Source organism: Oryzomonas japonica, assembly GCF_008802365.1.
Classification (GTDB): Bacteria; Desulfobacterota; Desulfuromonadia; order Geobacterales; family Pseudopelobacteraceae; genus Oryzomonas; species Oryzomonas japonica.
Genome location: NZ_VZQZ01000002.1, coordinates 1 through 24,386, shown reverse-complemented (window position 1 = coordinate 24,386; position 24,386 = coordinate 1). Strand labels below are relative to the sequence as shown.

22 protein-coding genes are annotated in these 24,386 nt (G+C 60.1%); 20 read left to right on the top strand and 2 right to left on the bottom strand.

Going from position 1 to position 24,386, the window contains the following annotated elements:
- From F6V25_RS03365 to F6V25_RS03325, 9 genes are all read left to right on the top strand, one after another.
- Nucleotides 1–978 carry a tetratricopeptide repeat protein gene (locus F6V25_RS03365; RefSeq protein ID WP_151127235.1) on the top strand — a complete coding sequence of 326 codons (978 nt, stop codon included), beginning with the start codon at nucleotides 1–3 and terminating at the stop codon, nucleotides 976–978.
- Complete coding sequence (locus tag F6V25_RS03360) at nucleotides 969–1,331, top strand: roadblock/LC7 domain-containing protein (protein ID WP_151127234.1); 363 nt, start codon at nucleotides 969–971, stop codon at nucleotides 1,329–1,331. The genes F6V25_RS03365 and F6V25_RS03360 overlap by 10 nt, the downstream gene beginning before the upstream one ends.
- Before the next feature lie 2 nt (nucleotides 1,332–1,333).
- Complete coding sequence (aroQ, locus tag F6V25_RS03355) at nucleotides 1,334–1,771, top strand: type II 3-dehydroquinate dehydratase (protein WP_149308068.1); 438 nt, start codon at nucleotides 1,334–1,336, stop codon at nucleotides 1,769–1,771.
- Nucleotides 1,772–1,854: 83 nt separating this feature from the next.
- On the top strand, nucleotides 1,855–2,922 hold the full coding sequence (locus F6V25_RS03350; RefSeq protein ID WP_151127233.1) for a M24 family metallopeptidase: 1,068 nt from the start codon (nucleotides 1,855–1,857) through the stop codon (nucleotides 2,920–2,922).
- 62 nt (nucleotides 2,923–2,984) lie between these two features.
- Complete coding sequence (gene accB, locus F6V25_RS03345; protein WP_149308072.1) at nucleotides 2,985–3,455, top strand: acetyl-CoA carboxylase biotin carboxyl carrier protein; 471 nt, start codon at nucleotides 2,985–2,987, stop codon at nucleotides 3,453–3,455.
- 30 nt (nucleotides 3,456–3,485) lie between these two features.
- Entirely contained in the window at nucleotides 3,486–4,826 is a 1,341-nt protein-coding gene (gene accC, locus F6V25_RS03340; protein WP_149308074.1) for an acetyl-CoA carboxylase biotin carboxylase subunit, read from the top strand.
- 4 nt (nucleotides 4,827–4,830) lie between these two features.
- A complete protein-coding gene (gcvH, locus tag F6V25_RS03335; RefSeq protein WP_149308076.1) occupies nucleotides 4,831–5,217 on the top strand; it encodes a glycine cleavage system protein GcvH in 387 nt (128 codons plus the stop codon).
- Between the two features lie 77 nt (nucleotides 5,218–5,294).
- Nucleotides 5,295–6,782, top strand: coding sequence for a TolC family protein (locus F6V25_RS03330; protein WP_246166942.1), 1,488 nt, complete (start codon nucleotides 5,295–5,297; stop codon nucleotides 6,780–6,782).
- Nucleotides 6,782–7,603, top strand: coding sequence for a menaquinone biosynthetic enzyme MqnA/MqnD family protein (locus F6V25_RS03325; RefSeq protein WP_151127232.1), 822 nt, complete (start codon nucleotides 6,782–6,784; stop codon nucleotides 7,601–7,603). The genes F6V25_RS03330 and F6V25_RS03325 overlap by 1 nt, the downstream gene beginning before the upstream one ends.
- A 46-nt stretch (nucleotides 7,604–7,649) precedes the next feature.
- Here F6V25_RS03325 and F6V25_RS03320 read toward each other — a convergent pair whose 3' ends face one another.
- Nucleotides 7,650–8,099: an NUDIX domain-containing protein gene (locus F6V25_RS03320; RefSeq protein ID WP_151127231.1), complete on the bottom strand. Its 450-nt coding sequence runs from the start codon at nucleotides 8,097–8,099 to the stop codon at nucleotides 7,650–7,652.
- A gap of 96 nt (nucleotides 8,100–8,195) precedes the next feature.
- Nucleotides 8,196–8,486 (bottom strand): PxxKW family cysteine-rich protein, encoded by a 291-nt coding sequence (locus F6V25_RS03315; protein ID WP_149308082.1) that lies wholly within the window; start codon nucleotides 8,484–8,486, stop codon nucleotides 8,196–8,198.
- Nucleotides 8,487–8,653: 167 nt separating this feature from the next.
- Here F6V25_RS03315 and F6V25_RS03310 point away from each other — a divergent pair, with 167 nt between their 5' ends.
- The 11 genes from F6V25_RS03310 (at nucleotide 8,654) to F6V25_RS03260 (ending at nucleotide 24,171) form a co-directional block, all read left to right on the top strand.
- Nucleotides 8,654–10,072: a phosphoglucomutase/phosphomannomutase family protein gene (locus F6V25_RS03310; RefSeq protein WP_151127230.1), complete on the top strand. Its 1,419-nt coding sequence runs from the start codon at nucleotides 8,654–8,656 to the stop codon at nucleotides 10,070–10,072.
- 137 nt (nucleotides 10,073–10,209) lie between these two features.
- The gene (gene nifU, locus F6V25_RS03305) at nucleotides 10,210–11,085 is read left to right on the top strand and encodes a Fe-S cluster assembly protein NifU (RefSeq protein ID WP_151127229.1); all 876 of its coding nucleotides are present in this window, start codon (nucleotides 10,210–10,212) and stop codon (nucleotides 11,083–11,085) included.
- Entirely contained in the window at nucleotides 11,082–12,254 is a 1,173-nt protein-coding gene (gene nifS / locus F6V25_RS03300; protein WP_151127228.1) for a cysteine desulfurase NifS, read from the top strand. Before nifU ends, nifS begins: the two co-directional genes overlap by 4 nt.
- A 265-nt stretch (nucleotides 12,255–12,519) precedes the next feature.
- Nucleotides 12,520–13,479 carry a metal ABC transporter solute-binding protein, Zn/Mn family gene (locus F6V25_RS03295; RefSeq protein WP_151127227.1) on the top strand — a complete coding sequence of 320 codons (960 nt, stop codon included), beginning with the start codon at nucleotides 12,520–12,522 and terminating at the stop codon, nucleotides 13,477–13,479.
- A 323-nt stretch (nucleotides 13,480–13,802) separates the two neighbouring features.
- Nucleotides 13,803–15,101: a 2-oxoglutarate dehydrogenase complex dihydrolipoyllysine-residue succinyltransferase gene (gene odhB / locus F6V25_RS03290; RefSeq protein ID WP_151127226.1), complete on the top strand. Its 1,299-nt coding sequence runs from the start codon at nucleotides 13,803–13,805 to the stop codon at nucleotides 15,099–15,101.
- 147 nt (nucleotides 15,102–15,248) lie between these two features.
- Nucleotides 15,249–16,709 (top strand): dihydrolipoyl dehydrogenase, encoded by a 1,461-nt coding sequence (lpdA, locus tag F6V25_RS03285; protein ID WP_151127225.1) that lies wholly within the window; start codon nucleotides 15,249–15,251, stop codon nucleotides 16,707–16,709.
- Between the two features lie 206 nt (nucleotides 16,710–16,915).
- Entirely contained in the window at nucleotides 16,916–18,853 is a 1,938-nt protein-coding gene (locus F6V25_RS03280) for an aconitate hydratase (protein ID WP_151127224.1), read from the top strand.
- Between the two features lie 49 nt (nucleotides 18,854–18,902).
- Nucleotides 18,903–20,351 (top strand): pyruvate kinase, encoded by a 1,449-nt coding sequence (gene pyk / locus F6V25_RS03275; protein WP_151127223.1) that lies wholly within the window; start codon nucleotides 18,903–18,905, stop codon nucleotides 20,349–20,351.
- A gap of 152 nt (nucleotides 20,352–20,503) precedes the next feature.
- Nucleotides 20,504–22,315, top strand: coding sequence for a thiamine pyrophosphate-dependent enzyme (locus F6V25_RS03270; RefSeq protein ID WP_338045582.1), 1,812 nt, complete (start codon nucleotides 20,504–20,506; stop codon nucleotides 22,313–22,315).
- Nucleotides 22,312–22,833: an indolepyruvate oxidoreductase subunit beta gene (locus F6V25_RS03265; RefSeq protein ID WP_151127222.1), complete on the top strand. Its 522-nt coding sequence runs from the start codon at nucleotides 22,312–22,314 to the stop codon at nucleotides 22,831–22,833. The genes F6V25_RS03270 and F6V25_RS03265 overlap by 4 nt, the downstream gene beginning before the upstream one ends.
- 42 nt (nucleotides 22,834–22,875) lie before the next feature.
- The gene (locus tag F6V25_RS03260) at nucleotides 22,876–24,171 is read left to right on the top strand and encodes a phenylacetate--CoA ligase (RefSeq protein ID WP_151127221.1); all 1,296 of its coding nucleotides are present in this window, start codon (nucleotides 22,876–22,878) and stop codon (nucleotides 24,169–24,171) included.
- Nucleotides 24,172–24,386 lie beyond the last annotated feature (215 nt).

The window sequence follows — 24,386 nt, the reverse complement described above, 5'->3', positions numbered from 1 at the left end:
ATGCAGCAGGGCAGCGGGTCATTCTGGACGGAGATCAAGGCATACGAGGAACGTCTTGCGGCAAACCCGGATTCTTTCTGCTTCGCCCGACTGGCAGAGATCTATCTCAAGGTCGGCTTGACGGACGATGCGCTCCATGTCGCCCGAAAAGGCGTGGCACAACATCCGGGCCATGTAGCCGGCCAGCGGGCTCTGGCCTTGGCCTGCCATGCCAAGGGGTTGACGGACGAGTGCCGGTCGGCGTTGGAACAGGTTGTTGCCGCGATGCCCGAAGACAGGGATTCCTTGAAACTGTTGGGCCGGCTCTACGCCGGATCGGGAAACGAACAGGCCGCCATCAGGGTGCTGAATACCGTACTGGACCTGAATCCTGATGATGAGGAATGCCGTATCGAGTTGGAGGCCATCGGCCACGCTGCCCGCGGATTTTCGCCTGCCGTTGTGACGCCGGTTGCCCAACCGGAGCATCAGGATGCTGAATTCACCTCCTTTGACGATGAAGAGGAAATCATCGAGGATCTGGAAGTCCTGGAGTTGGACGAAAGCGACCTGGTTGAAGAGATGCCCGCAGACGACGCAGAGGAGTCGGAACAGGCGGCTGCCGCCCACCACGATCCCCTTTCCACGACAACCCTTGCCGAGCTTTACGTGCAGCAGGGATTTGTATCCAAGGCGCTCGCCATCTATCAGACTATCCTTGCCGACGACCCTGCGAATCGTGTCGCACTGGCCCGCGTTGCCGAACTTTCGGCCGCCGGGGCGAGTCAGGCCGAGCCATGGGACGATACCGCCCCGGCACCCCCTGACGATGGCGATCAGGCAGAATACGGCGATTCCGACGAGGTGCGGTTCGAACCGCCTCCCGCGGCGTCAGCGGTTGCCGATACGGGCCTTCAGCCACGGGGAGAGGCTGACAATGCCCTTGAAACTCTTGAGGGGTGGCTGGAAAATATCAGGAGGATCAAAGCATGTCGATAAGGGACACCCTGAAAGATATCGTTGATAATGTCGAAGGCGCTTTGGCTGCGATGATCATGGCCTACGACGGTATCCCCGTTGACGAGATTACGGTTCCCCAGTCCGGCTTCGATCTTCAATCCCTGTCGGTGGAGTATGCGACGGTTCTCAAGGAAATAAAACGTGCCGCCGAACTCGTCAAGGCCGGCGCCATGGAAGAGGTTTCCATAACCACCAACCAGACACGGGTGGCACTTCGTGTCCTGAACGAGGACCTCTTTACGGTCCTGATCATGACCAGGGACGGCAATTTTGGCAAGGGACGCTACCTGCTGCGTCTCAAAGGCTACGACCTGGCACGGGAACTGGCTTAGTCATGAAATTCCTTGTCCTGCATGGTCCCAACCTCAATCTGCTCGGCCGTCGAGAACCGGAGGTCTATGGTTCAGTGACCCTGGACGAGATAAACACCTCCCTTGAACAACTGGCCGCCGAACTGGGGTGCTCCGTGGCCTTTATGCAGTCAAACTCGGAGGGAGCCCTGATCGACGCCATTCAGGATTGCGCGGGACGGTATGACGGTATTGTCATCAACCCGGCGGCCTATACCCACACCAGCGTTGCCATCCGCGACGCGCTGGCGGCGGTAGGAATTCCTTTTGTCGAAGTCCATCTTTCCAACATCCACCGCCGTGAAGAGTTCCGCCAGCGGAGTCTGACCGCCGCGCTGGCGGTGGGCCAGATTTGCGGCTTTGGCCGCGACAGTTATCTGCTTGGCTTGCGCGCTCTGTTTAGTTATGGTAAAAAATCCTAGTCCGCTTGGCTCTTCGCATCGTTCCCCTGTCGACAAAACTGTTGCCGGATATTCAAAAACTGTTTGTGATGGTGGTTTCATTTATGCTAAAAAACAGGCGCTCGCATCTGGCCCGGTTCTTCGAAGATTATTCGCTGGACTGCATTCTGTTCACAAATCTGCACAACATCCGCTATCTGTGCGGTTTCACAGGGACGGAAGGCGCTTTGCTGCTGACACGGGATGCGGGCTGGTTTCTCTGCGATTCGCGGTACACCACCCAGGCATCCGGTGAGGTCGGGGGTGCGGAGGTCCTGGAAGTTGCCTCCAGGCTGGGAACTCTCGCCACCCTGGTGAAGGACCAAGGTCTTTCTCGAATAGGCTTCGAGGCGTCCTACACCAGCGTAGCGTTCTTCAAAACGCTTTCCGCCGCTCTGGACGGCCACGAACTGGTGGCTCTCGGAGCTGACCTTGATGATATTCGTTTCTGCAAGGATGCCGATGAACTGCAACGGCTTTCCGATGTGGCTGCCCTCTCATCTGCCGCCCTTTTGGCGATCAGGCCGCTCCTGAAGCCGGGTGTCAAAGAGGTGGAGATTGCCCTGGAATTGGAAATGGAGATGCGCCGGCGCGGAGCGGACGGCAGGGCGTTCGATTTTATCGTTGCCTCGGGCGTGCGCGGCTCCATGCCCCATGGTGTCGCCTCCGAGAAGGCGCTTCAGGCCGGTGAACTGGTCACGATCGACTTTGGCGCCGTCAAGGACGGCTACTACTCCGACGAGACGGTCACCGTGGCGATAGGCGACCCGGGCGAGCGACAACGGACTATCCACGAAATCGTCAGAACCGCCCACGACATGGCCATCGCCGCGGTCAAACCCGGAATCTCCTGCAAGGAATTGGATGCCGTGGCCCGGGAGTACATACGGGAATGCGGCTACGGCGACTACTTCGGGCATGGGTTGGGGCATGGCGTCGGCCTGGAAATTCACGAAAAACCGGTGCTCTCCCCCCGCGGCGACGCAGTTGCAGCCGAGGGGATGGTCTTCACTATTGAACCCGGCATCTATATCCCCGGTTTCGGGGGCGTCAGGATCGAGGACACGGTTGCGGTCACCGCCGACGGTTGCCGGGTGCTGACCGGGGTGCCCAAGGATCTGTTCATTTTGTAGTACTATTTACCGGGGACGTAACGTTCCCGCCACCATGAAACTGTATTTAAAGGAGAAACGTGATGGACATTAAAGACTTGAAAGTACTGATAAAGATGGTTACCGAGACGGATATTACCGAGTTTGAAATGGACAACTCCGATGAAAAGGTCGTCATCCGTCGCGGTCCCAAAACTGAATATGTCGCCGTCGCGGCTCCCGCTCCCCAGGCGTATGCAGCCCCACAGCAGCAAGCTCCCTCCGCCGTTGCCGCTCCTGCCGCTGCCCCTGCCGCCGAGGCGCCCGCTGAAACCGGCGAAACCGTCAACTCACCCATCGTGGGGACCTTCTACCGGGCGCCTGCACCGGATGCCGCTCCCTACGCAGAGGTCGGGCAGGTCGTTGAAAAGGGGCAGGTCTTGTGCATCGTCGAAGCCATGAAGCTGATGAATGAGATTGAGGCCGAATATCGCTGCAAGATCGTCAAGATCTGTAAAGAAAACGCCCAGCCGGTAGAGTTCGGCGATGCGCTGTTTATTGTTGAAAAGCTCTAAATCTTACTTCAGTCCAAGGGGTTAACCTCCATGTTCCATAAAGTTCTCATCGCCAATCGTGGCGAGATCGCCATCCGCGTGATTCGGGCCTGCAAAGAGTTGGGTATCAAGACCGTTGCGGTCTATTCCCAGGCCGACAGCAACTCGCTCCACGTGAAGCTGGCCGACGAAAGCGTCTGTATCGGCCCGGCGTCCAGCGCGCAGAGTTACCTCAATATCAACGCCATCATCAGCGCCGCAGAGCTGACCGATGCCGAAGCGATCCATCCCGGTTACGGATTTCTCTCCGAGAACGCCAATTTTGCCGAGGTATGCGAAAAGTGCGGTATCACGTTCATCGGCCCCAGCCCCGAAAGCATGCGTATCATGGGTGATAAGATCAGTGCCCGCCAGGCGGTTATCAAGCATGGCGTGCCGATCCTGCCCGGTACCAAGGAAGGGGTTAAAACGGTCGATGACGCAATCAAGACCGCCAAAAAGATCGGTTTTCCGGTGATCATCAAGGCAACTGCCGGCGGCGGGGGAAGGGGGATGAAGATCGTCCATTCCCAGGCAGCCCTGCCCAATGCCTTTGCCACGGCGCGCGCCGAGGCCCAGGCCGGTTTCGGCAACCCCGAGGTGTACATCGAGAAGTACTGTGAGCGGCCCCGCCACGTGGAGATTCAGATACTGGCCGACAAGCACGGCCACGTCATTCACTTGGGAGAACGTGATTGCTCCATTCAGCGTCGTCATCAAAAACTGATCGAGGAAGCGCCTTCAACGGTAATTACCCCCGAACTGCGCGAGATCATGGGGAACGCCGCGGTCAAGGCCGCCGCTGCCGTCGGGTATAACAGCGTCGGGACGGTGGAGTTCCTGGTCGATAAGCAAAACAATTTCTATTTCATGGAGATGAACACCCGTGTGCAGGTCGAGCATCCGGTGACCGAGATGGTGACCGGCGTCGATATCGTCCGGGAGCAGATCCTCTCCGCCGCAGGCGTGCCCCTCCGGTATAAGCAGGAGGATATCAAGATCAACGGCCACGCCATCGAGTGTCGCATCAACGCCGAAGACCCGATCAAATTCACCCCCTGTCCCGGAAAGATCACCGCCTACCATCCGCCGGGAGGTTTGGGGGTGCGGGTGGATTCCTTCGTCTATGACCAATACACCGTCGTACCCTACTACGACTCCATGATCGCCAAACTGATCGTCCACGCCGAAACGCGCGAAGACGCCATCCGGCGCATGTCGAGGGCTCTCGACGAGTACATCATCGAAGGGATCAAGACCACCGTATCCTTCCACAAACGGATTATGGCGAACAAGGATTTCATCGAGGGAGACATCGATACCTCCTTCCTTGAAAGGATTGTCTTGGAGTGACGCTATGGACTGCCCTGAGGAGCTGAAATATTCAAAGGAACATATCTGGGTCAGGGTCGAGGGCAATTCGGCCGTAATCGGCATAACCGATTTCGCCCAGGAAGAGTTGGGGCCGATCTCGGGCGTCGAGTTGCCGGAAGAGGGCGATGAACTGGAACAGGACGACTCCATCGGGTCCGTCGAGGCGCGCAAGACCGTTGCCGATATCTATGCCCCCTTCAGCGGAACGGTGCGCAACGTCAATCACGAGGTCATCGATAACCCGGCCCTGTTGAACGACGACCCCTATGACGGCGGCTGGTTGTTGGAGGTCACGATCAACGACCACGACGAGTTGAAGGGGTTCATGTCAGCCGACGATTACGCCGATTACGCGGAAAACAAGGATTAATTTTTCGGCGAATATGTGCTACAAAGGGCGGGATAGATGGCTATCTCGCCCTCTTGTTTTTTGAAAGGAACCGGACTGTGCGTTTATCCTATTTGCTGGCATGTGCGCTGATCTGTCTGCCGTCTCTTGCCGTGGCCGCCGACACCACGGTCTCGCTTACTCTCAGCGAGGCGATCCGTATGGCGGTGGAGAAAAACCTGGATGTGCGGGCCGAACTGTACAATCCCGCCCAGTACGAGGCGGATATCAACCGTAACCGGGCGATCTATGACCCGCTTTTGACCCTTCAGACGAACTACAGCGATTCGACCGTGCCCTCGACCACGGTCGACGGCTCCGGGTCCAGTTATGGCCGCACGTTCCAGGCCGACGCCTCCCTGAGCCAGCTCTTCTGGACCGGCGCGACCGCTACGGCCGGCTTCAATAACGCCTTCAACAGTACCAACGCCAGCCGTTCACTGAGCAACTATTGGGAATCGACCCTAGGGGTTACCATCACCCAGCCGCTGTTGAAAAATTTCGGGCGGGAGACTACGGATGTGGCCATCAATGTCTCGCGGCTTTCCAAGTTCGCCTCTATCGAACACTTCAACACGCGCCTGTTGGCCACCGTCACCCAGGTCCGGAACGAGTATTTCAAGCTCTACAGCCTGCGGGAGCAGTTGCAGGTCGCCAAGACCTCGCTCGAACTGGCACGCAAGATCCTGAGCGACACCAAGGCCCAGGTCGCGGCCGGCGTCCTCCCTGCCATGGAGATCACCAACGCCGAATTCGGCGTCTACTCGCGGGAAAAGGAGTTGATCGATGTTGAAAAATCGGTCAGCGATGAGGTAGACGTCCTGAGGCTACTGCTGCAGATAAAGGATGCCCGCGATATTCTCACGGTGGACCTCCCCCGGCATGACCTCTATGAGGTGAACGAAGATGCGGCGCTCAAGCTGGCCCTGAGCCGTCCCGACATCAAGGAACAGCGGCGCAACCTGGAGATCGCCGAACTCCAGACCCGCGTCTACAACAACAAGGTTAAGCCCGATCTCTCCCTTTCCGCCTCCGGTTCCCTGGTCGGCCTCAACCACACCTATCCCCGCAATCTGGAAACGCTCACCGCCGCCGACAACCCGGCCTGGAGCCTCGGCCTGATCTTTACCTATCCCTTGGGCAACAACGCCGCCGAAAACGATTACCGCAAGAGCCGCCTCAAGACCGAACAGACCGCGGTGCAGATCCGCAGCCTTGAGGAAAACGCCGCCAACGATGTCAAGAGCGCCATCCGCGGCATCAGCAGCAGCTACAAGCAGATCGCCGTGGCCGAGCGGGGCAGGGCTTACGCCGAAGAGCGTCTGCGGGCCTACCTGCGCAAGAAAGAGGTCGGCCTGGCCACCAACAAGGACGTGCTGGATGTGGAAAACGACCTCGTGGCGGCGAAGAACAACCAGATCACGGCGGTGGTGACCTACGACAACGCCATTACCCATCTGTGGCAGGTGACCGGGGAACTGCTTGAGCGGCAAGGCATCCGCGTTGTGGAGGACGACGCGGACAAACTCTACAGAGGTACTCGCTAATGCTTACTATCGGCCGTATCGACTACGCAAACGTCACCCCCCTGTTCCATTCCCTGCAAGAGCATTTCCCGTGCGATGGCTACCGGTTCATCGGCGGCGTCCCGGCCAATCTGAATGCCCAGCTTGCCGCGGAAGAAATCGACGTCTGCCCGTCGTCCTCCATAGCGTATGCTGTTCATCCCGAGCGCTACCTCATTCTCCCCGACCTCTCCATCAGCAGTGCCGGCCCGGTTGCCAGCGTACTGCTCTTCTCCCGCGTTCCCATCGAAGAGCTGGACGGGCAGGATATCCTGCTGAGTGCGGAGTCGGCCACATCGGTCAACCTGCTCAGGATTCTCATGGGCAAACGTTTGGGCCACTCCTGCCGGTACACCGTATCCTCCAGCCCGCTGGACGAAGCGCTTCGCACGGCGCCCGCCATGCTGCTGATCGGGGATGCCGCCTTGCGTTCGTCCATGGCCGGGACCGGGCTGCGTATCTATGACTTGGGGTTGCTCTGGTATGAATGGACCGGGCTGCCGTTCGTCTTCGCCCTGTGGTTCTGCACCCGCTCCGCGGCAAAGACGCACTATCAAGAGGTGCGCCTGCTGGCTGAACGGCTCGTTCAGGCCAAGGCCTATGCCGACCGGGAACGGGAGCATATCGCCGATGTATCGCCTGAAGCCGCCTGGATGGGGCGTGAAGGGCTCATAACCTACTGGAGGGAGAATATTTCCTATGAGATGGGGGAGGCCCAAAAGAAGGGGTTACGGCTGTTCTATCGGTATGCAGCGGAGCTGGGCTTGATCCCTGCGGCTCCCGAACTGCACTTTTTTCACTAACAAACCCTCTCGTTGCGGCGGGTTACGGAATACGTCCGGTTGCCGCTCAACGCCCGGCGCGAACGGCGGCGGCATAGTCGGCCAGAATTTTGGCATGGTCGAAACAGAGCCGGGCCGGCAACTCTTCAAGGGCGAACAGCGCCAGGTTGGCCGCATCGTCGGCAGCGTGGGGAATCCCGCTCCCCTGTGCCATGAAAACCGTTGAAATGGTGTGCATGCGGGTATCCCGCGCCGGGTCAGAATAGCATCCCAGTAACCGCAGGTTTCCGATCTCCACGGTCGTTTCCTCCCGCGCCTCTCTTCGGGCCGCATCTTCGAGCGATTCCCCGTAATCCACGAATCCCCCCGGCAACGCCCAGCCATGGGGCGGGTTTTTGCGTTCGATCAGTACGATGCGGTCATTGATCTCAATGATGATATCCACTGTGGGGAAGGGGTTGCGGTACTGCTTGACCGGGGAACCGCATGACGGGCAGGTAAGGGTATCGAAGGGCATGGTAAACCTCCCAAGAGCCGAGGATGCACCTCGGCACACAAAAAAAGGGGGAACTTGGTTCCCCCCTTACCATACTGGTGCGAAAAGATACGGCGCTTATTTTTTCTTGCTGCCGGCTGCCTTTTTGGAAGCCTTGAGCGGGTTGACCCTGGTCTCTTCAACCTTGATGTCCACCTTGACGTGGCTGGCAAAGTTGCAGAGGCCATTGGCCCATTTTTTGGCCGGAGCCGGATAGGCGCTGCAAACCTGACCGATGGAGCCGGTCACGATGCGCTCGCATCCTTCGCAATTTTCAACGATAACCTGGCAGGAGCCATCCGGGAAAATGCAACCCTGTTTGCCCCAAAAGGTACACTCGGTACCGGGAAGTACAGTCTGACACTGCATGCTTCTTCCTCCTAAATGTTCTAAATTGAAATACAACTGTAGCAAGTATGGCTGAAAAAAGTCAACAGGAAAAATCCTTGAAATTATGCCCTCTTTGACTTGACGGACGGGCTCCGGTGTATTACCTTTAAAACGACAAAAGATGTCTTGTTATTGGAGGGAATCACATCATGGGAATCGTTTTCGGAACGTCCGGGTGGCGCGGCATCCTCTGTGAAGACTTCATTATGGACAATGTCAGGGTGGTTATCCGGGCCATTGCCGACCATCTGATCGCTTCCGGGGAACAGCACAAGGGCGTGATCGTCGGCTGCGATACCCGCTTCATGGGGCAGCGCTTCGCCTGTGAGGCCGCACGTGTCCTGGCGGGAGCGGGCGTCAAAGTCTACCTGTGCGAACGGGACACCCCCACGCCGGTCATATCGTTCGAGATACTGCGACGCCATGCCGCCGGCGCCGTCAACTTCACGGCCAGTCACAACCCCCCTGAATATAACGGCGTCAAGTTTTCGCCGTCATGGGGCGGGCCGGCCCTCCCCGAAACCACAAAAGATATCGAGCAGCGGGCAAACCGGATGCTGGGCGCGCCCAATTGTGCGACGTTCTCCCTGGAGGAAGCCTCAAGCCGGGGGCTCCTGGAGCGCATCGACCCGCGGCAGGCGTACCTGAAGGCCCTGGAAGAAAAGGTGGATTTCGACGCCATTGCCCACCTCGGGAAGGTGGCGCTCAATCCTCTGTACGGCACCGGCCGGGGATATCTGGACGAACCGCTGAAACAGCGCGGCATTCCCTATGTCATGATTAACGACCGTCTCGATCCCTACTTCGGCGGTCAGCCGCCCGAACCGTCCGAAAGCCATATCCCCGATTTTATCGCCCTGGTCAAAAACGATCCGGCTATTCGCCTGGGGTTGGCGACCGATGGCGACGCCGACCGTTTCGGTATTCTTGATAGCGATGGTTCTTTTATCGAGCCCAATTATATTATTGCCCTGCTCTTGAATTATCTGATCCGAGTGCGCAAACTGGAAGGAGGAGTGGCCCGCAGTGTCGCCACCTCCCATCTGGTCGATGCCGTTGCCCGGAAACACGGTATCCCGGTCTTTGAAACGCCGGTCGGCTTCAAGTATATCGGCGAACTGATCAGCCAGGACAAGATCATTATCGGCGGCGAAGAAAGCGCTGGGCTCACCATCAAGGGGCATGTGCCCGAAAAAGACGGTATCCTGGCGTGCTTCCTGGTGGCCGAGATGGTCGCCCGTGAGGGAAAGAGCATCCGGGAACTGTTGGAACGGCTGTATGCAGAGGTGGGGCGTTTCATCACCCGCCGTGACAACCTGAAGCTTTCGCCGCAACTTGAAACGGAGTATGCACACAAGATAACGAATCTTCCCGCCGAAGTCGCCGGGGTTAAGGTCAAGGAGGTGATCAGGATCGACGGGACCAAGCTGTTGCTGGAGGATGGCAGCTGGGTGCTGTTCCGCAAGTCGGGCACCGAGCCGGTGGTGCGCCTCTACGGCGAGGCGGCTACTGAGGCAAGGTTGGCTGAAGTCATGGCCGCAGGACGGAAATTTATTATGGGCTAAACAGTCAGGACGAAAACTGGCAGGGGGTAACGGGATCGGCCTTGATGAGAAGATGCCGTGTCATTCTGCCCACCCCTGTTTGTATGTTTGAAAGGTTGTAAAGCAAATTTACCCAAAAAGGCGAGGAGATCATCACCATGTGGGACTATACACCAACCGTGAAAGAACATTTTCTGAATCCCCGTAACGTGGGGGATATACCCGATGCGGACGCTGTCGGCGAAGTGGGCAGCCTGGCCTGCGGCGACGCCCTGAAACTGTATCTCAAGCTGGACGACGACAAGGATAAGATCGTTGACGCCAAGTTCCAGACCTTTGGCTGCGCCAGCGCTATCGCCTCATCATCGGCCCTGACCGAGATGGTCAAGGGCAAGACCCTGGACGAGGCCCTGGCCATCAGCAACCAGGACATCGCCGAATTTCTGGGCGGACTGCCGGAGGAGAAGATGCACTGCTCGGTGATGGGGCAGGAAGCGCTGGAGGTAGCCATTGCCAAATATCGCGGCCATGAAGTCAAACCCCACGACCACGATCACGATCACGGCCCAGCCTATCCGGACCAGGAGGGGACCATTGTCTGCAAATGTTTCGGCATCACCGACGTATTCCTGAAAAAGGTGATCGAGACCAACAAGCTCACCACGGCCGAACAGGTGACCCACTTTACCAAGGCCGGCGGCGGCTGCGGCGGCTGCATTCCCAGGATCAAGGAGCTGATCGCCGAGGTGATGGGCAAGCAGGAGTCCGAAGAACCGCGCAAACGCCCGGAGAAGCTCTCCAACATGAAAAAGATGCAGATGATTCAGGAAGTGTTGGAACGGGATATCCGGCCGCTGTTGTGGGCCGACGGCGGCGACCTGGAACTGATCGACATCGACGGCCCCAAAGTGCAGGTGGCCTTCCGTAAGGCGTGCGCAGGCTGCTCTTCTTCCGGTTTCACCTCCCGCGTGGTCGAGCAGAAGCTGCGCGACCTGGTGGCGGAGGATATCGTTGTTGAGGAGGTCGCGGCATGAAGGAGATCTACCTGGACAACAATGCCACCACCAAGGTGGACGAAGCGGTCTTTGAGGAGATGCGCCCCTATTTTTGCGAACTGTACGGCAACCCCAGTTCCATGCATTTCTTCGGCGGCCAGGTGCAGCAGAAGGTGGACGAGGCCCGCAAGCGTGTGGCAGCCCTCCTGGGGGCCTCACCGGACGAGATCATCTTCACGGCCTGCGGTACCGAGAGCGATAACGCCGCCATCCGTTCGGCTCTGGAGGTTTTCCCGGAAAAACGCCACGTCATCACCTCCCGCGTGGAGCATCCGGCCGTGCTGACCCAGTGCCGCAACCTGACCCAGAAGGGGTATCGGGTGACCGAGATCGGCGTGGACAGCGAGGGGCGGTTGGACATGGCGGAGTTGAAGGCTGCAGTGGACGCCGATACCGCCATCGTGTCGCTGATGTATGCCAACAACGAGACCGGCGTGATCTTCCCCATCGAGGAGGCTGCCGCCATCGTCAAGGCCAAGGGGGCATTGTTCCACACGGACGCCGTCCAGGCCGTGGGCAAGGTCCCGATCAACCTGGCGGCTTCAAAGATCGACCTGCTGTCCCTTTCCGGCCACAAACTGCATGCGCCCAAGGGGATCGGCGTGCTCTACCTGCGCCGCGGCACCCCGTTCCGTCCTTTCATGGTGGGGGGGCACCAGGAAAAAAGCCGCCGCGCCGGCACGGAGAACGCCGCCGCCATCATCGCCCTGGGCAAGGCCTGCGAACTTGCCGGGCAGAACATGGCAATAGAGAACAGCCAGGTCAAGGCCCTGCGTGACCGTCTGCAAACCGAGTTGATGGCCCGTATCCCCCACGCCCGCATCAACGGCGGGGCGGCCGAGCGCCTGCCCAATACCGTGAACATCGCTTTCGAGTTCGTGGAGGGTGAGGCAATCCTGCTCTTGCTCAACGAACTGGGCATCTGCGCCTCGTCCGGCAGCGCCTGCACCTCCGGCTCCCTGGAGCCGTCCCATGTGCTGCGGGCCATGGGCGTACCCTTTACCTGTGCCCACGGTTCGATCCGCTTCTCCCTTTCCCGCTACACCACTGCCGGGGAGATCGACACGGTCATCCGCGAACTGCCGCCCATCATCGCCCACCTGCGCCAGATGTCGCCTTTTGGCAGGGAGTTCCTCAAAAAACAGTGATGACCGGTATCGGTTTTCCCTGTTAAAGACAATTGAGTACACTGATGAGAGTGCCGGCCATTCGCAACTGAATGCCGGCACTTTTTTGCCCCGAACCGTTTTGATTTTCTATCTCAAGCATCCCGTTAGCAGCCCCCAACCGGCTCCTCTTATTTCCACGGTCAAGACTCTGCTTGACAAGCAAGTGAAAATAATTTCTATTTATATCTCCCTGTTCGGCTTGCTCCACCGACGTACATACCTGGTTTGTCCCGAGGAGATCAACATGAAACACATACTCATCGCAGCTTCACTGCTGACGTGCCTGCTATTTACCGGTGCCTGTCAGAAACAAACCACTCCACCGCCTGCTGCCGGCCCCAAAAAACTCGTGGTTGTGACCACCCTGTTCCCCCTCTACGATTTTGTCCGGGCCATCGGGGGGGACAAGGTCGACGTCAGACTGCTCCTGCCGCCCGGCGTGGAAGCCCACAGCTTCGAGCCGAAGCCCGAAGATGCGTTGCGCACGGCAAAGGCGGATCTGTTCATCTTCACCAACTCGTACATGGAACCGTGGGCGGTGAGCTTCGTGAAGGGGCTCAATACCGGCACCATCACCCTGGTGGATTCCAGTGCGGGGGTCGCGTTCCAGAAGGCCGGCGTTGAGGAGGAGAAGGAGGAGCACGGCCACGAAGGGGACCACCATCATGGTGGCGGCATGGACCCCCATATCTGGCTCGACTTCGGCAACGCCCAGATCATGGTGGCCAACATCGCAGCCGGCCTGGAGGCAAAAGATCCGGCCAACAGGGAGTATTACCGGGCCAATGCCGATGCCTACCGGGGGGAACTGAAAAAGCTCGATGGCGAATACAAGGCCGGGTTGTCCTCCTGTGGTAAGAAGTCCTTTCTCCATGGCGGCCACTATGCCTTTGGCTATCTCGCCAACCGTTACGGCCTCCAGTACGAATCCGCGTCCGCCGTCAACGCCGATGCCGAGCCGACCCCGGCCAAGCTGATGGCGCTGGTCAGACAGGTCAGGGCCAAGGGGCTAAAGTACGTCTTCAGCGAGGAATTGCTCTCGCCGCGCGTGTCCGAGATGATCGCCAAGGAAAGCGGCGCCTCGGTCCTGCTGCTGCACGGCGCCCACAATATCAGTAAAAGCGATTTCGAACATGGCGTGACTTTTCTCGCGCTGATGAGGAGCAACCTGGCAAGCCTCAAGACCGGTCTGGAATGCAAATAGTCTCAAACACACAACCATGAAAAACGGCAGTTGGGCCACAGAGCCCTGAAGCCACAGAAAAAATCACGGAGTTTTTCACCCGGGACCTTCGCCGAGACGCAGAATCATCGCGTAGCTCCCCGATGATGCACTTTTTAGATTTTGTTACCTCCGTGTCTATTGTGCTCTGTGGCAAATGTTTTTTGGGGATAACTGATTTCAGAGGGGCGACCGCAGCAGGGCCGCCCTTTGTTTTTGCTGGCGTATCGGGGAAAATGCGCTAAAATAAAACACCGTCCGTTCTCATGAAACGATGATGGAACCTTTTCTAAGGAGTTTTGCCCATGGAAATACGGGTGCCTGAGGTAGGCGAATCGGTCCGGGAAGCGTTGCTGGCCAAGTGGTTCAAGAAGAATGGCGAGAGCGTGAAAAAGGACGAAGCGCTGTGCGAGATAGAAACCGACAAGATCACGCTGGACATCAACGCCGACGCGGCCGGTGTGCTCTCCGTCGCGGTGGCCGAGGGTGCAACCATACCGGTCGGCACGGTCATAGGCTCCATCGACGAGCAACAGGCCGTGGCCGCCGTTGCCGTTGTGCCGTCTGCGACAGTGGCGGCACCAGCACCGGCAGCTCCGGTGCAGGCGCTGGCGGCTGACCCCGCCGTTGCGCCATCGTCGCCGGCCGCCCGCCGGGAAATGCGCGAACAGGGGATTGATCCCGCCTCGGTCGTGGGGACCGGCAAGGGGGGACGCATCACCCTGGACGACCTGTTCAGCGGCATCGCGGAAAAATCTCAACAGGGCGTGGCCGTACCAATTCCCTCCCCGGATGTTCCCGCTGTTCCTGCCCCCCCCCAAGGCATGGCTGTCGCTTCTGTCCCGCCTGCGCCGGCCGAGGGCATTGGCACGGTCCACTCGGAGGAGGCCCCCCTTTACGCGGCCGAGAGGGAAGAACGTCGGGCCATGTCCCCCATCCGCAAGCGTATCGCCGAACGCCTCGTGGCGGTACGGCGGGATACCGCCATGCTCACCACCTTTAATGAGGCCGACCTGAGCCACATCATGGCGTTGCGTGACAAATACCGGGACCATTTTCAAAAACGCCACGGCGTCAAGCTCGGCTTCATGCCGTTTTTCGTCAAGGCCTGCGTTGAGGCACTACGGGAATTCCCGTCCGTGAATGCCAGCATCGACGGCGACGACATCGTGTACCACCATTACTACGACATCGGCATTGCCGTGGGCGGCGAGAAGGGGTTGGTGGTTCCGATCCTGCGCAACGCCGAGCGTCTCCATTTCCATGAGGTGGAGCAAGCCATCAGCGGTTTCAGCGAGAAGATCAAGACCAATCGCCTGGCTATCTCCGACCTGGAGGGGGGCACCTTTACCATCTCCAACGGGGGCGTGTACGGTTCCATGCTCTCCACCCCCATACTCAATCCGCCTCAGAGCGGCGTTCTCGGTATGCACGCCATTCAGGAGCGCCCGGTGGTGCGGGACGGCCAGATTGTCATCCGCCCCATGATGTTTCTTGCCCTCTCCTACGATCATCGTATCATCGACGGTCGCGAGGCGGTCGGGTTCCTGAAAAGCGTCAAGGAGTATATTGAGGACCCGGAGGAGTTGTTGCTGGAAGGGTAGCAGGTTGTTGAAAAACAGCCATCTCGCCGCCATCCTCGAACGCCCTTTCGTGCGGCGTAGCGCTGCTACGCCTCCTCAGGGCATTCTGCGGGTGCGACGATCTGACTATTTTTGAACAACCTATTTATAGATATGGAGGATTCAGTCATGTCCGAGCACATATTCGATCTTATCGTCATCGGCGCCGGACCGGGCGGTTATGTGGCCGCCATCCGCGCCACGCAACTGGGGATGAAGGTCGCCGTTGTTGAAAAACGCGATGCCCTAGGTGGCGTCTGCCTGAACGAGGGGTGCATCCCCAGCAAGGCTCTGCTGGATTCCAGCGAATTTTTTGCCGTGGCGCGGGATCGCTTTCCTGTGCACGGCATCGACATCGCCCCGCCCCAACTCAACCTGGAAGCCATGATGCGCCGTAAGGACGACGTGGTCAAAAAGAATACCGACGGTATCGCCTACCTCTTCAAGAAGAACGAGATCGAGTGGGTTCGCGGCGCAGGAAGGCTTGTGGGGCGCAACGCCCTTGGTCATCACGAGGTCGAAGTGGCGCTCGCGGAGGCAACGACGCCCGCCGGTCAGCAGAGTCTGCTGCCGGACGCCGCAACGAGCATGAAGCTCCAGGCTCCGCGGGTACTGCTGGCGACCGGCAGCGAGGCTGCCACGCTCCCCGGCATCCCTTTTGACGGGCAGGTGGTGGTCAGCGCCCGCGAGGCGCTCTGCTTCGACGAGCTTCCCCAACACCTGGTGGTTGCCGGGGGCAGCTTTATCGGCCTGGAGCTCGGGTCGGTCTGGCGCCGCCTGGGGGCCCAGGTGACAGTGATAGAGATGATGCCCCAGATCGTGCCGGTCATGGACCGCCAGGCGGGAGACACCCTCTTCCGCTCCCTGCGCAAACAGGGCATCCAGTTCAAGTTGGGGACGCGCATCACCGGGGTGCGCCGCATCGGCAGCAAGGCCATTGTCCAGTACAACGCCGGTACCGGCAGCGAGGAGATCGATTGCGACCGCCTGCTGGTGGCCGTGGGGCGCCGCCCGCTGACGGCCGGACTCAACCTGGAAGAGGTGGGGGTGCGGCTGGACGAGAAGGGGAGGGTGGCGGTGGATGCGGATTACCAGACCTCCGTGCCGGGCATCTACGCCATAGGGGACCTGGTCCCCGGCCCGATGCTGGCCCACAAGGCCTCGGAAGAGGGAGTGGCCTGCGTGGAACGCATGGCGGGCAAGGTTGCGGTGGTGGAGTACGAATATATCCCCGGCGTGGTCTATACCTGGCCGGAAGGCGCTACGGTGGGGCAGACCGAGGAGCAACTCAAGGAAGCCGGCACCCCTTACCGGACCGGCCGCTTCAATTTTGCGGCCCTAGGCCGGGCGCGCTGCATGGATGAAACGGAGGGGTTCGTCAAGATCCTGGCCCATCAGGATACGGACCGGGTTCTGGGGGTGCACATCGTCGGACCGCGGGCTTCGGACCTGATTGCCGAGGCGGTCGCCATCATGAGTTTCGGCGGCACGGCCCGTGATATCGCCCTGATCTGCCATGCCCACCCGACCCTGCCCGAAGCGGTGCGGGAGGCGGCCCTGGATGTGCACAAGGAGGCGATTCACGCCTGAGAGGTTGTTGAAAAACAGCCATCTCGCCGTCGTCCTCGAACACCCTTTCGTGCGACGTAGCGCTGCTACGCCTCCTCAGGGCATTCTGCGGGTGCGACGATCTGACTATTTTTGAACAACCTGATTTTTTCAATAGCCCGCTAAGAATATGGAGTTATTTGATATACTAATTACAGTATGGATTACCAAGGAAGGGGATGATGACAATGGCACAGAACCTTGCAACCAAAATACTCGAACATCATCTGGTGGAGGGGGAACTGGTCCCCGGCCGGGAGATTGCCATCCGTATCGACCACACGCTGTTGCAGGATGCCACCGGCACCATGGCCATGCTGGAGTTCATCGCCATGGGGCTGCCTCGGGTTAAAGTCGGGCTGGCGGCCCAGTATATCGATCACAACCTGCTGCAAACCGACTATAAAAACGCCGACGACCACGCCTTTCTGACCAGCGCCGCCATGAAGTACGGCGTGCACCTGTCCAAGCCGGGCAACGGTGTTTCTCATCAGGTGCATCTTGAGCGCTTCGGTGTGCCGGGCATCACGCTCCTGGGGGCCGATTCCCACTCCCCCACGGCTGCCGGCATATCGGTGCTGGCCATAGGGGCCGGCGGACTGGACGTAGCCCTGGCCATGGCCGGCCACCCCTTTTACCTCCCCTGTCCCAAAGTGATGGGGGTCAAGCTGGTGGGGCGCCTGCCCGACTGGGTTTCGGGCAAGGATGTCATCCTGGAGATGCTGCGCCGCCACACGGTCAAGGGCGGGGTGGGCAAGGTCATCGAATACTACGGTCCGGGCGTGGCCACGCTTTCGGCCACCGATCGCGCCACCATCGGCAACATGGGGGCTGAATTGGGCGCCACCTCCTCGATCTTCCCCTCGGACGAGCGGACCCGGGAGTTTCTGGTCTCCCAGGGAAGGGGCGATTGCTGGCAACCCCTGGCCGCAGACGAGGGAGCGACCTACGACGAGTACGACGAGATCGACCTGTCGACACTGGAACCGCTCATCGCCTGCCCGTCGTCGCCGGACAACGTCGTGACGGTACGGGAGGTGGAAGGAGTCAAGGTCGACCAAGTGCTGGTGGGGAGTTCGGTCAACTCCTCGTTCCGCGACCTGATGACCGTCTGCCGCATCCTGGAAGGACAGCGCATTGCGCCTCAGGTGTCGTTCCACATCAACCCGGGCAGCCGCCAGGTTTTGGAAAACGTGGCCGACCAGGGCGGGGTGGTGACGTTGTTGATGGCCGGGGCGAGCATTCACCAGTCCGGCTGTCTGGGCTGCATCGGCATGGGGCAGGCGCCGGGCACCGACCAGGTTTCACTGCGCACCTTCCCCCGTAACTTCCCGGGCAGGAGCGGCACCAAAGGGGACAAGGTCTATCTCTGCTCCCCGGAGACCGCCGCTGCCGCCGGCATTTACGGCGTGATCACCGATCCGCGCCAGCTGGGGACCATCAAGGCCTATCCGGCGGTGCAGAACCCCTCCACATATCTGCTGGACGATTCCGGCATTATCTTTCCCCTGGAGGATACCGCCTCCGTCGAGATCAAGACCGGCCCCAACATCGTGCCGTTCCCGGAATTCGAGGCGCTGCCGGATACGTTGCAGGCAGAGGTGGTCATTAAATTAGAGGATAATGTCAGTACCGACCACATCATGCCGGCCGGCAACAAGGTGTTGCCGCTGCGCAGCAACATCCCGGCCATCGCCGAGCATGTCTTCGAACAGGTTGACCCGGAATTTCCGGCCCGGGCCAAGGCGGCCGGCAACGGAGTGGTCGTGGGGGGCGAGAACTACGGCCAGGGGTCATCCCGTGAGCACGCGGCCCTTGCACCCCGTTACCTGGGAATCCGCGCCAAGCTGGCCAAGAGCTTTGCCCGCATCCACAAGGCCAACCTGGTCAACTTCGGCATCCTGCCGCTGACCTTCAAGAACCCGGCCGATTACGATCTGTTCAACCAGGGGGACCGGGTCTCCTTCTCGGACCTGCGGCGTCTGGTGGAGAGCGGCGCCGAGGAGGTGCCGGTACAAGTGGGGGACAAACAGGTCATGATGCAGTTGAATATCTCCGAGCGCCAGCGCAGGGAGTTGCTGGCCGGGGGGACATTGAATTACGTGCGACAGAGCAACCATAAGTAACTGATATATTACAGCGCCCGGAACAGGGCGTTCCACAGAAGGAGCATGAATGCCAAGAACCGCAGTCGCAGTACACAAAACCAAGATCGTAGCCACCCTCGGCCCGGCCAGTTCGTCGCCCGACATGGTGGCCCGGCTCATATCGGCCGGAGTGGATATTTTTCGTCTCAATTTTTCCCACGGCGACAACGCCCAGAAACTGGAACTGATCCATACCATCAGGCAGGCCTCCGAAAAGGCGGGGCGCCAGATCGGCATCCTTGCCGACCTGCAAGGGCCCAAGATCAGGACCGGCAAGATGGCGAACGATGCCATGACCCTGACCAAGGGGCAGGAGGTGGTCATCACCACCGAGGACATCCTTGGCCGCGACGGCCTTATTCCCACGATCTACCGTTCCCTCCCCACGGATGTGCATCCGGGATCGCGTATTCTTCTGGACGATGGCCTGATGGAGTTGAAGGTCGTTGCCATCGACGGGGAGCGGGTCCGCTGTACGGTGGTAACCGGCGGCGTGCTGAAGAACAACAAGGGGATCAACCTGCCGGGCGTGAATGTATCGGCCCCCTCCCTGACCGAGAAAGACCTGGCCGACCTGGACTTTGCCCTGGATGCCGAGGTGGATTTCGTGGCGCTCTCGTTCGTGCGGACCGCCGAGGATGTGGAGCAGATCAAGCGGATCATCTACCTGAAGGGGAAAAACACGCCGGTCGTGGCCAAGATCGAAAAGCCCGAGGCGCTGCAGAATTTCAAGAAGATCCTCCAGGCGACGGATGCCGTCATGGTGGCCCGCGGCGACCTGGGGGTGGAGATCGAGGCCGAGAAGGTGCCGGTCTTCCAGAAAAAGATCATTCAGGCCTGCAATGAGGCAGGCAAACCGGTTATCACCGCCACCCAGATGCTGGACTCCATGATCCGCAATCCGCGGCCGACGAGGGCTGAAACGTCCGATGTGGCGAACGCCATTGTGGACGGCACCGATGCGATCATGCTTTCCGCCGAAACCGCCTCCGGCGATTACCCAATCGAGGCGGTGGAGACCATGGTCCGCATCGCTCAGGATGTGGAGAACGCCGATTTTTGGAGTACCGTGGATAAAAGCCTGTCAACGCCCAGCATTGCCCAGGCGGTCGCCGAATCGGCATGCCGGGCGGCCACCAGCCTGGGGGCCAAGACCATCGCCGTCTTCACCCAATCGGGCAGCACGGCGGCGCTCATCTCCCATTTTCGCCCCCATATCCCGATCATCGCCTATACCGCATCGCCGGAGATTCAACGGCGGCTCTCCATCTACTGGGGGGTGAGCGCCACCGGCATCGGCAGTATGGCGGACATGCACCAGCAGATCATGGCGGTTGAACGCAACATGCTGGCGGCCGGTTACCGCAAGGGGGACATTATCGTCATCATCATGGGGCTGCCGGTGGAGGCGCGCGGTTCCACCAATCTGATGAAGGTGCATAAGCTGGGAACCGGTGAATTCTTCGAGATTTACTGACATTAACGTGTACATAAGCATACAGAGTGTAAATCGAAACGGCGGCCCCCAAAGGTCGCCGTTTGCTTTTGCCCTCGCCGGTTTTGTATTGACAAAGCCGTCTCACGTTACGAGAATAAGCGCTTTGCACGTTATGGATAGAGGAGAGGCATGTGCCGGAACAACAACCGATATTGATGCAGGGAAACGAGGCCATGGCCCGCGGTCTGGTGGAGAACGGCTGCGTGGTGGCCGCTTCCTACCCGGGGACGCCCGCCTCCGAGATCCTTTCCGCCATCGACGCCTGGCGCAAGGCCGAGGGGGCGAACATGCACGTGGAATGGGCGGTCAACGAGAAGGTGGCCTTCGAGATCGCCTATGCCGCCAGCCAGAGCGGGCTGCGCGCCGCCACCGCCATGAAGCAGGTGGGTTTGAACGTCGCCTCCGACCCGTTGATGAGCGCCGCCTATCTCGGTACGGTGGGCGGTTTCGTGGTGATCAGCGCCGACGATCCCGGCCCCCATTCCTCCCAGACCGAGCAGGACTCCCGCCTGGTGGCCATGCAGGCCAAGATTCCGGTTCTTGACCCCTCTTCCCCGGCCGAGGCGCGGGAGATGGCCGGCCTGGCCTTCCAACTGTCCGAGGAGTTCGGGGTGCCGGTGATGCTGCGCCCCACCACCAGGGTCTGTCACGCCTGTCAGGACATCCTTCTCCGTCCCGTCCAGGATCTGCAACGCACAGCCGATTTCCGCAAAGACCCCAAACGCTGGGCCGCCACCCCAAAATTCCGTTATGAATTACACGTCAAACTCAACCAGACCTTGTCACGGATCGCCGCCTATGGGCCGACCGCGCCCCGCTGCCTGAATCACGCCCCTGGGACCCGCCGTGCCGTGGTCGCCTCGGGCGTGTCGGCCGCCCACGCGCAAGAGGTGGCGAGCGCTTCCGGCCTCTGGGATTCCTTTGCGTTTTACCAGGTCGTTCAGCCCTATCCGCTGCACAGCGCCTTTGTGGAGGAGATCCGCACCGCCTATGACGAGGTGCTGGTGCTGGAGGAAACCGCCGGGGTGATCGAGATGCAACTTCGCGACTACCGGCGGGTGCAGGGCAAGCTTTCCGGTTTTGTTCCCGAGGCGGGAGAACTGCTCCCCGAGACGATTGAGCGGCTTCTGGCCCGGTTCGCCGGTCGGCCGCTGCCGGAACTGCCCGAAGCGGCTCCGGAGGCGGGCAAGCGCCCGACCCTCTGCCCCGGCTGTCCGCACCGGGCCAGCTTCTATGCCATCAAGAAGGCCGCGCCCAAGGGAATCTACCCCAGCGACATCGGCTGTTATACCCTGGGCGTGAATCTGGGCGGCGTGGACACGGTCCTGTGCATGGGGGCCGCCATCGGCCAGGCTGCCGGATTCTACCAGGCCTACCGGGTGACCGGCCAACCACGCGACATTGTGGCCACCATCGGCGACTCCACCTTTTTTCACGCCGGTATCCCCCCCTTGATCGACGCCGTGGTGCAGGGGGCCCGCTTTGTCCTGGTGATCCTGGACAACAGCACCACCGCCATGACCGGCAACCAGCCGACCCCCTCCCAGGGTACCCCCGCAGGTCAAGCGGTGGACATCGCCTCGATTGTGGCCGGTTGCGGTGTGAAATTCTGCCGTAGCGCCGACCCGCTGGATCTACCGGCCTTCACCGCCCAGATCAAGGAGGCGCTGGCCTTTTCCCGTGACCAGGGGGTGGCGGTCGTGATTGCCAAAAGCCCCTGTCTGGTGGACAAGAGCGTCCGGCACGCCAAGCGTCCCCAGGCGGTTGTGGATGCCGCATGCACCGGATGCCGGTACTGCACCAGCCAGTTCGAGTGCCCGGCACTGGTCTACGATGAGGCCAGCGGCAAGGTGGTGGTGGATGTCATGATCTGCAGCGGCTGCGGGGTCTGTCTCGATGTCTGCCCGGTGAAGGCGATCCGTCAGGAAGGGGGGAAGCCATGATATCCCAACAGTTGATCATCTCCGGGGTCGGGGGGCAGGGAATCCTCTTCATCACCCGGCTCCTGGCGGAGACCGCCATTGCCAAGGAGTTACCGGTGTTGACCTCCGAGACCCACGGCATGGCCCAGCGGGGCGGCATCGTCATCTCCCACCTCAAGGTCGGGGCATTCTCCAGCCCCTTGGTGCGTCCGGGCCAGGCCGACGGCCTGATCGCCCTCAAACCGGGGAATGTGAAACTTCACAATTCCTTTCTGAAACCGGACGGCTGGATAACGGCCAATGCCGTGGAGCCATTCCCCCGGGCCGGGGTTGTTACCATCGATGCCGACACGCTGGCCCTGCAACTGGGTAACCCCCAGGCGGTCAACCTGATCGTCCTCGGTCGAGCCCTGTCCATGGGCCGTTTTTTTTGTACGAAGGATGAATTGGCTAATGTCCTTCGGCGGAAATTGCACGACAAACCCGCCGTGCTGGAAGGGGCCCTGGCAGCCCTTGCCGCCGGTGCCGGCGCAGCCTGATACCATGTGTGTCACTGATTATTCACGGAGCTGATACCTGCTATGTTGAATCATTTTCCCCCGAAGATCACCACCATCGAAGAACTCCCTGCCCACCAGCTACGCGGCCTGCAGTGGACGGTGCGGCATGCCTTCGAACATTCTGCCTTCTACCATGAGCGCCTCTCGGCCGCCGGGATCGGGCCGGACGACATCACAAGCCTGGACGACCTGCGTCGCCTCCCCTTTACCACGGCGGACGACTTGGCTGCGGGCTATCCCTTTGCCCTGCGCGCGGCCGACTTCGCCGACCTGGTGCGCATCCACGCCTCGTCCGGCACCACCGGCAAGCGAAAGGTCCTCTGCTATACCCGCAAGGATGTGGAAGACTGGCAGACCATGTTCGCCCGTTGCTACGAACTGGCCGGCCTGACGCGCCAGGACCGGGTGCAGATCGCGGTGGGATACGGTCTCTGGACCGCCGGCATCGGTTTTCAGCAGGCCTGCGAACGTTTCGGCGCCCTGGCGGTGCCGGTGGGCCCCGGCAACCTTGAACTGCAAACCGCCTTTCTGATCGATCTGCAATCCACGGTGTTTTGCTGCACGGCCTCCATGGGGCTGCTGCTGGCGGAGGAAGTTCAGCGAAAAGGGTTGAAAGATAAGCTCAACCTTAGGAAGATCATTCTGGGCGCCGAGCGTTCCAGCAGCGCCATGCTCGACACCATGCGCGACTGCCTCGGCGTTGAAGATATCTACGACGTCACCGGGCTTACAGAAGTCTATGGCCCCGGCACCGGCCTGTCATGCCGGGAGAACAGCGGCATCCATTACTGGGCCGACTACTATATCCTCGAAGTGCTCGACCCGTTGACCCTGGAACCTGCCGCCCCCGGCGAGATCGGGGAGATGGTCTTTACCACCCTGTGCAAAGAGGGAGCGCCGCTGATGCGTTACCGTTCCCGCGACCTGACCCGACTTTTGCCGGGGGAATGCCCTTGCGGGTGTTTCATGCCGCGCCACGACCGGATTCTCGGCCGTTCCGACGACGTCACCATTTTCCGCGGGGTCAATATCTACCCCGGCCAGATCGATGAGGCCCTGAACCGTGTCCCGGGGATCGGCAGCGAATACCAGGTGCTGTTCGACCGCGGTCCCGACGGCCGGGACAGCATGCTGGTGCGCGTGGAGCGGGCACACAACGGCGCCGCGCTGCCCGATGAGCGGGTTGTGAAGGCGGTTGCGGCCGGTATCAAGCACACCATGCTGGTATCGTGCACTGTTGAGGTGTTGGCGGCGGGTACATTGCCGCGCTCGGAGCGGAAGACGCGTCGCATATTCGACAACCGTACATACGAGTGATTTTATGGTTGATTCAACTGTCGGATTAACAACGTATTTTTTGGGATTATCGAAAAAAGCAGAGAAAAGAACAAAAAAAGGTATTGACGGTGGTGGAGATAGTTGTTATAACCAGCGTCCCATTTGACGCGGAGAGTTTTTCCGAGTCGCTGGGGGCGGAAAAAAGAAGTTTGGCTGGAAAAAACTTCTTGACAATGTCAGCTTGATTTAGTATT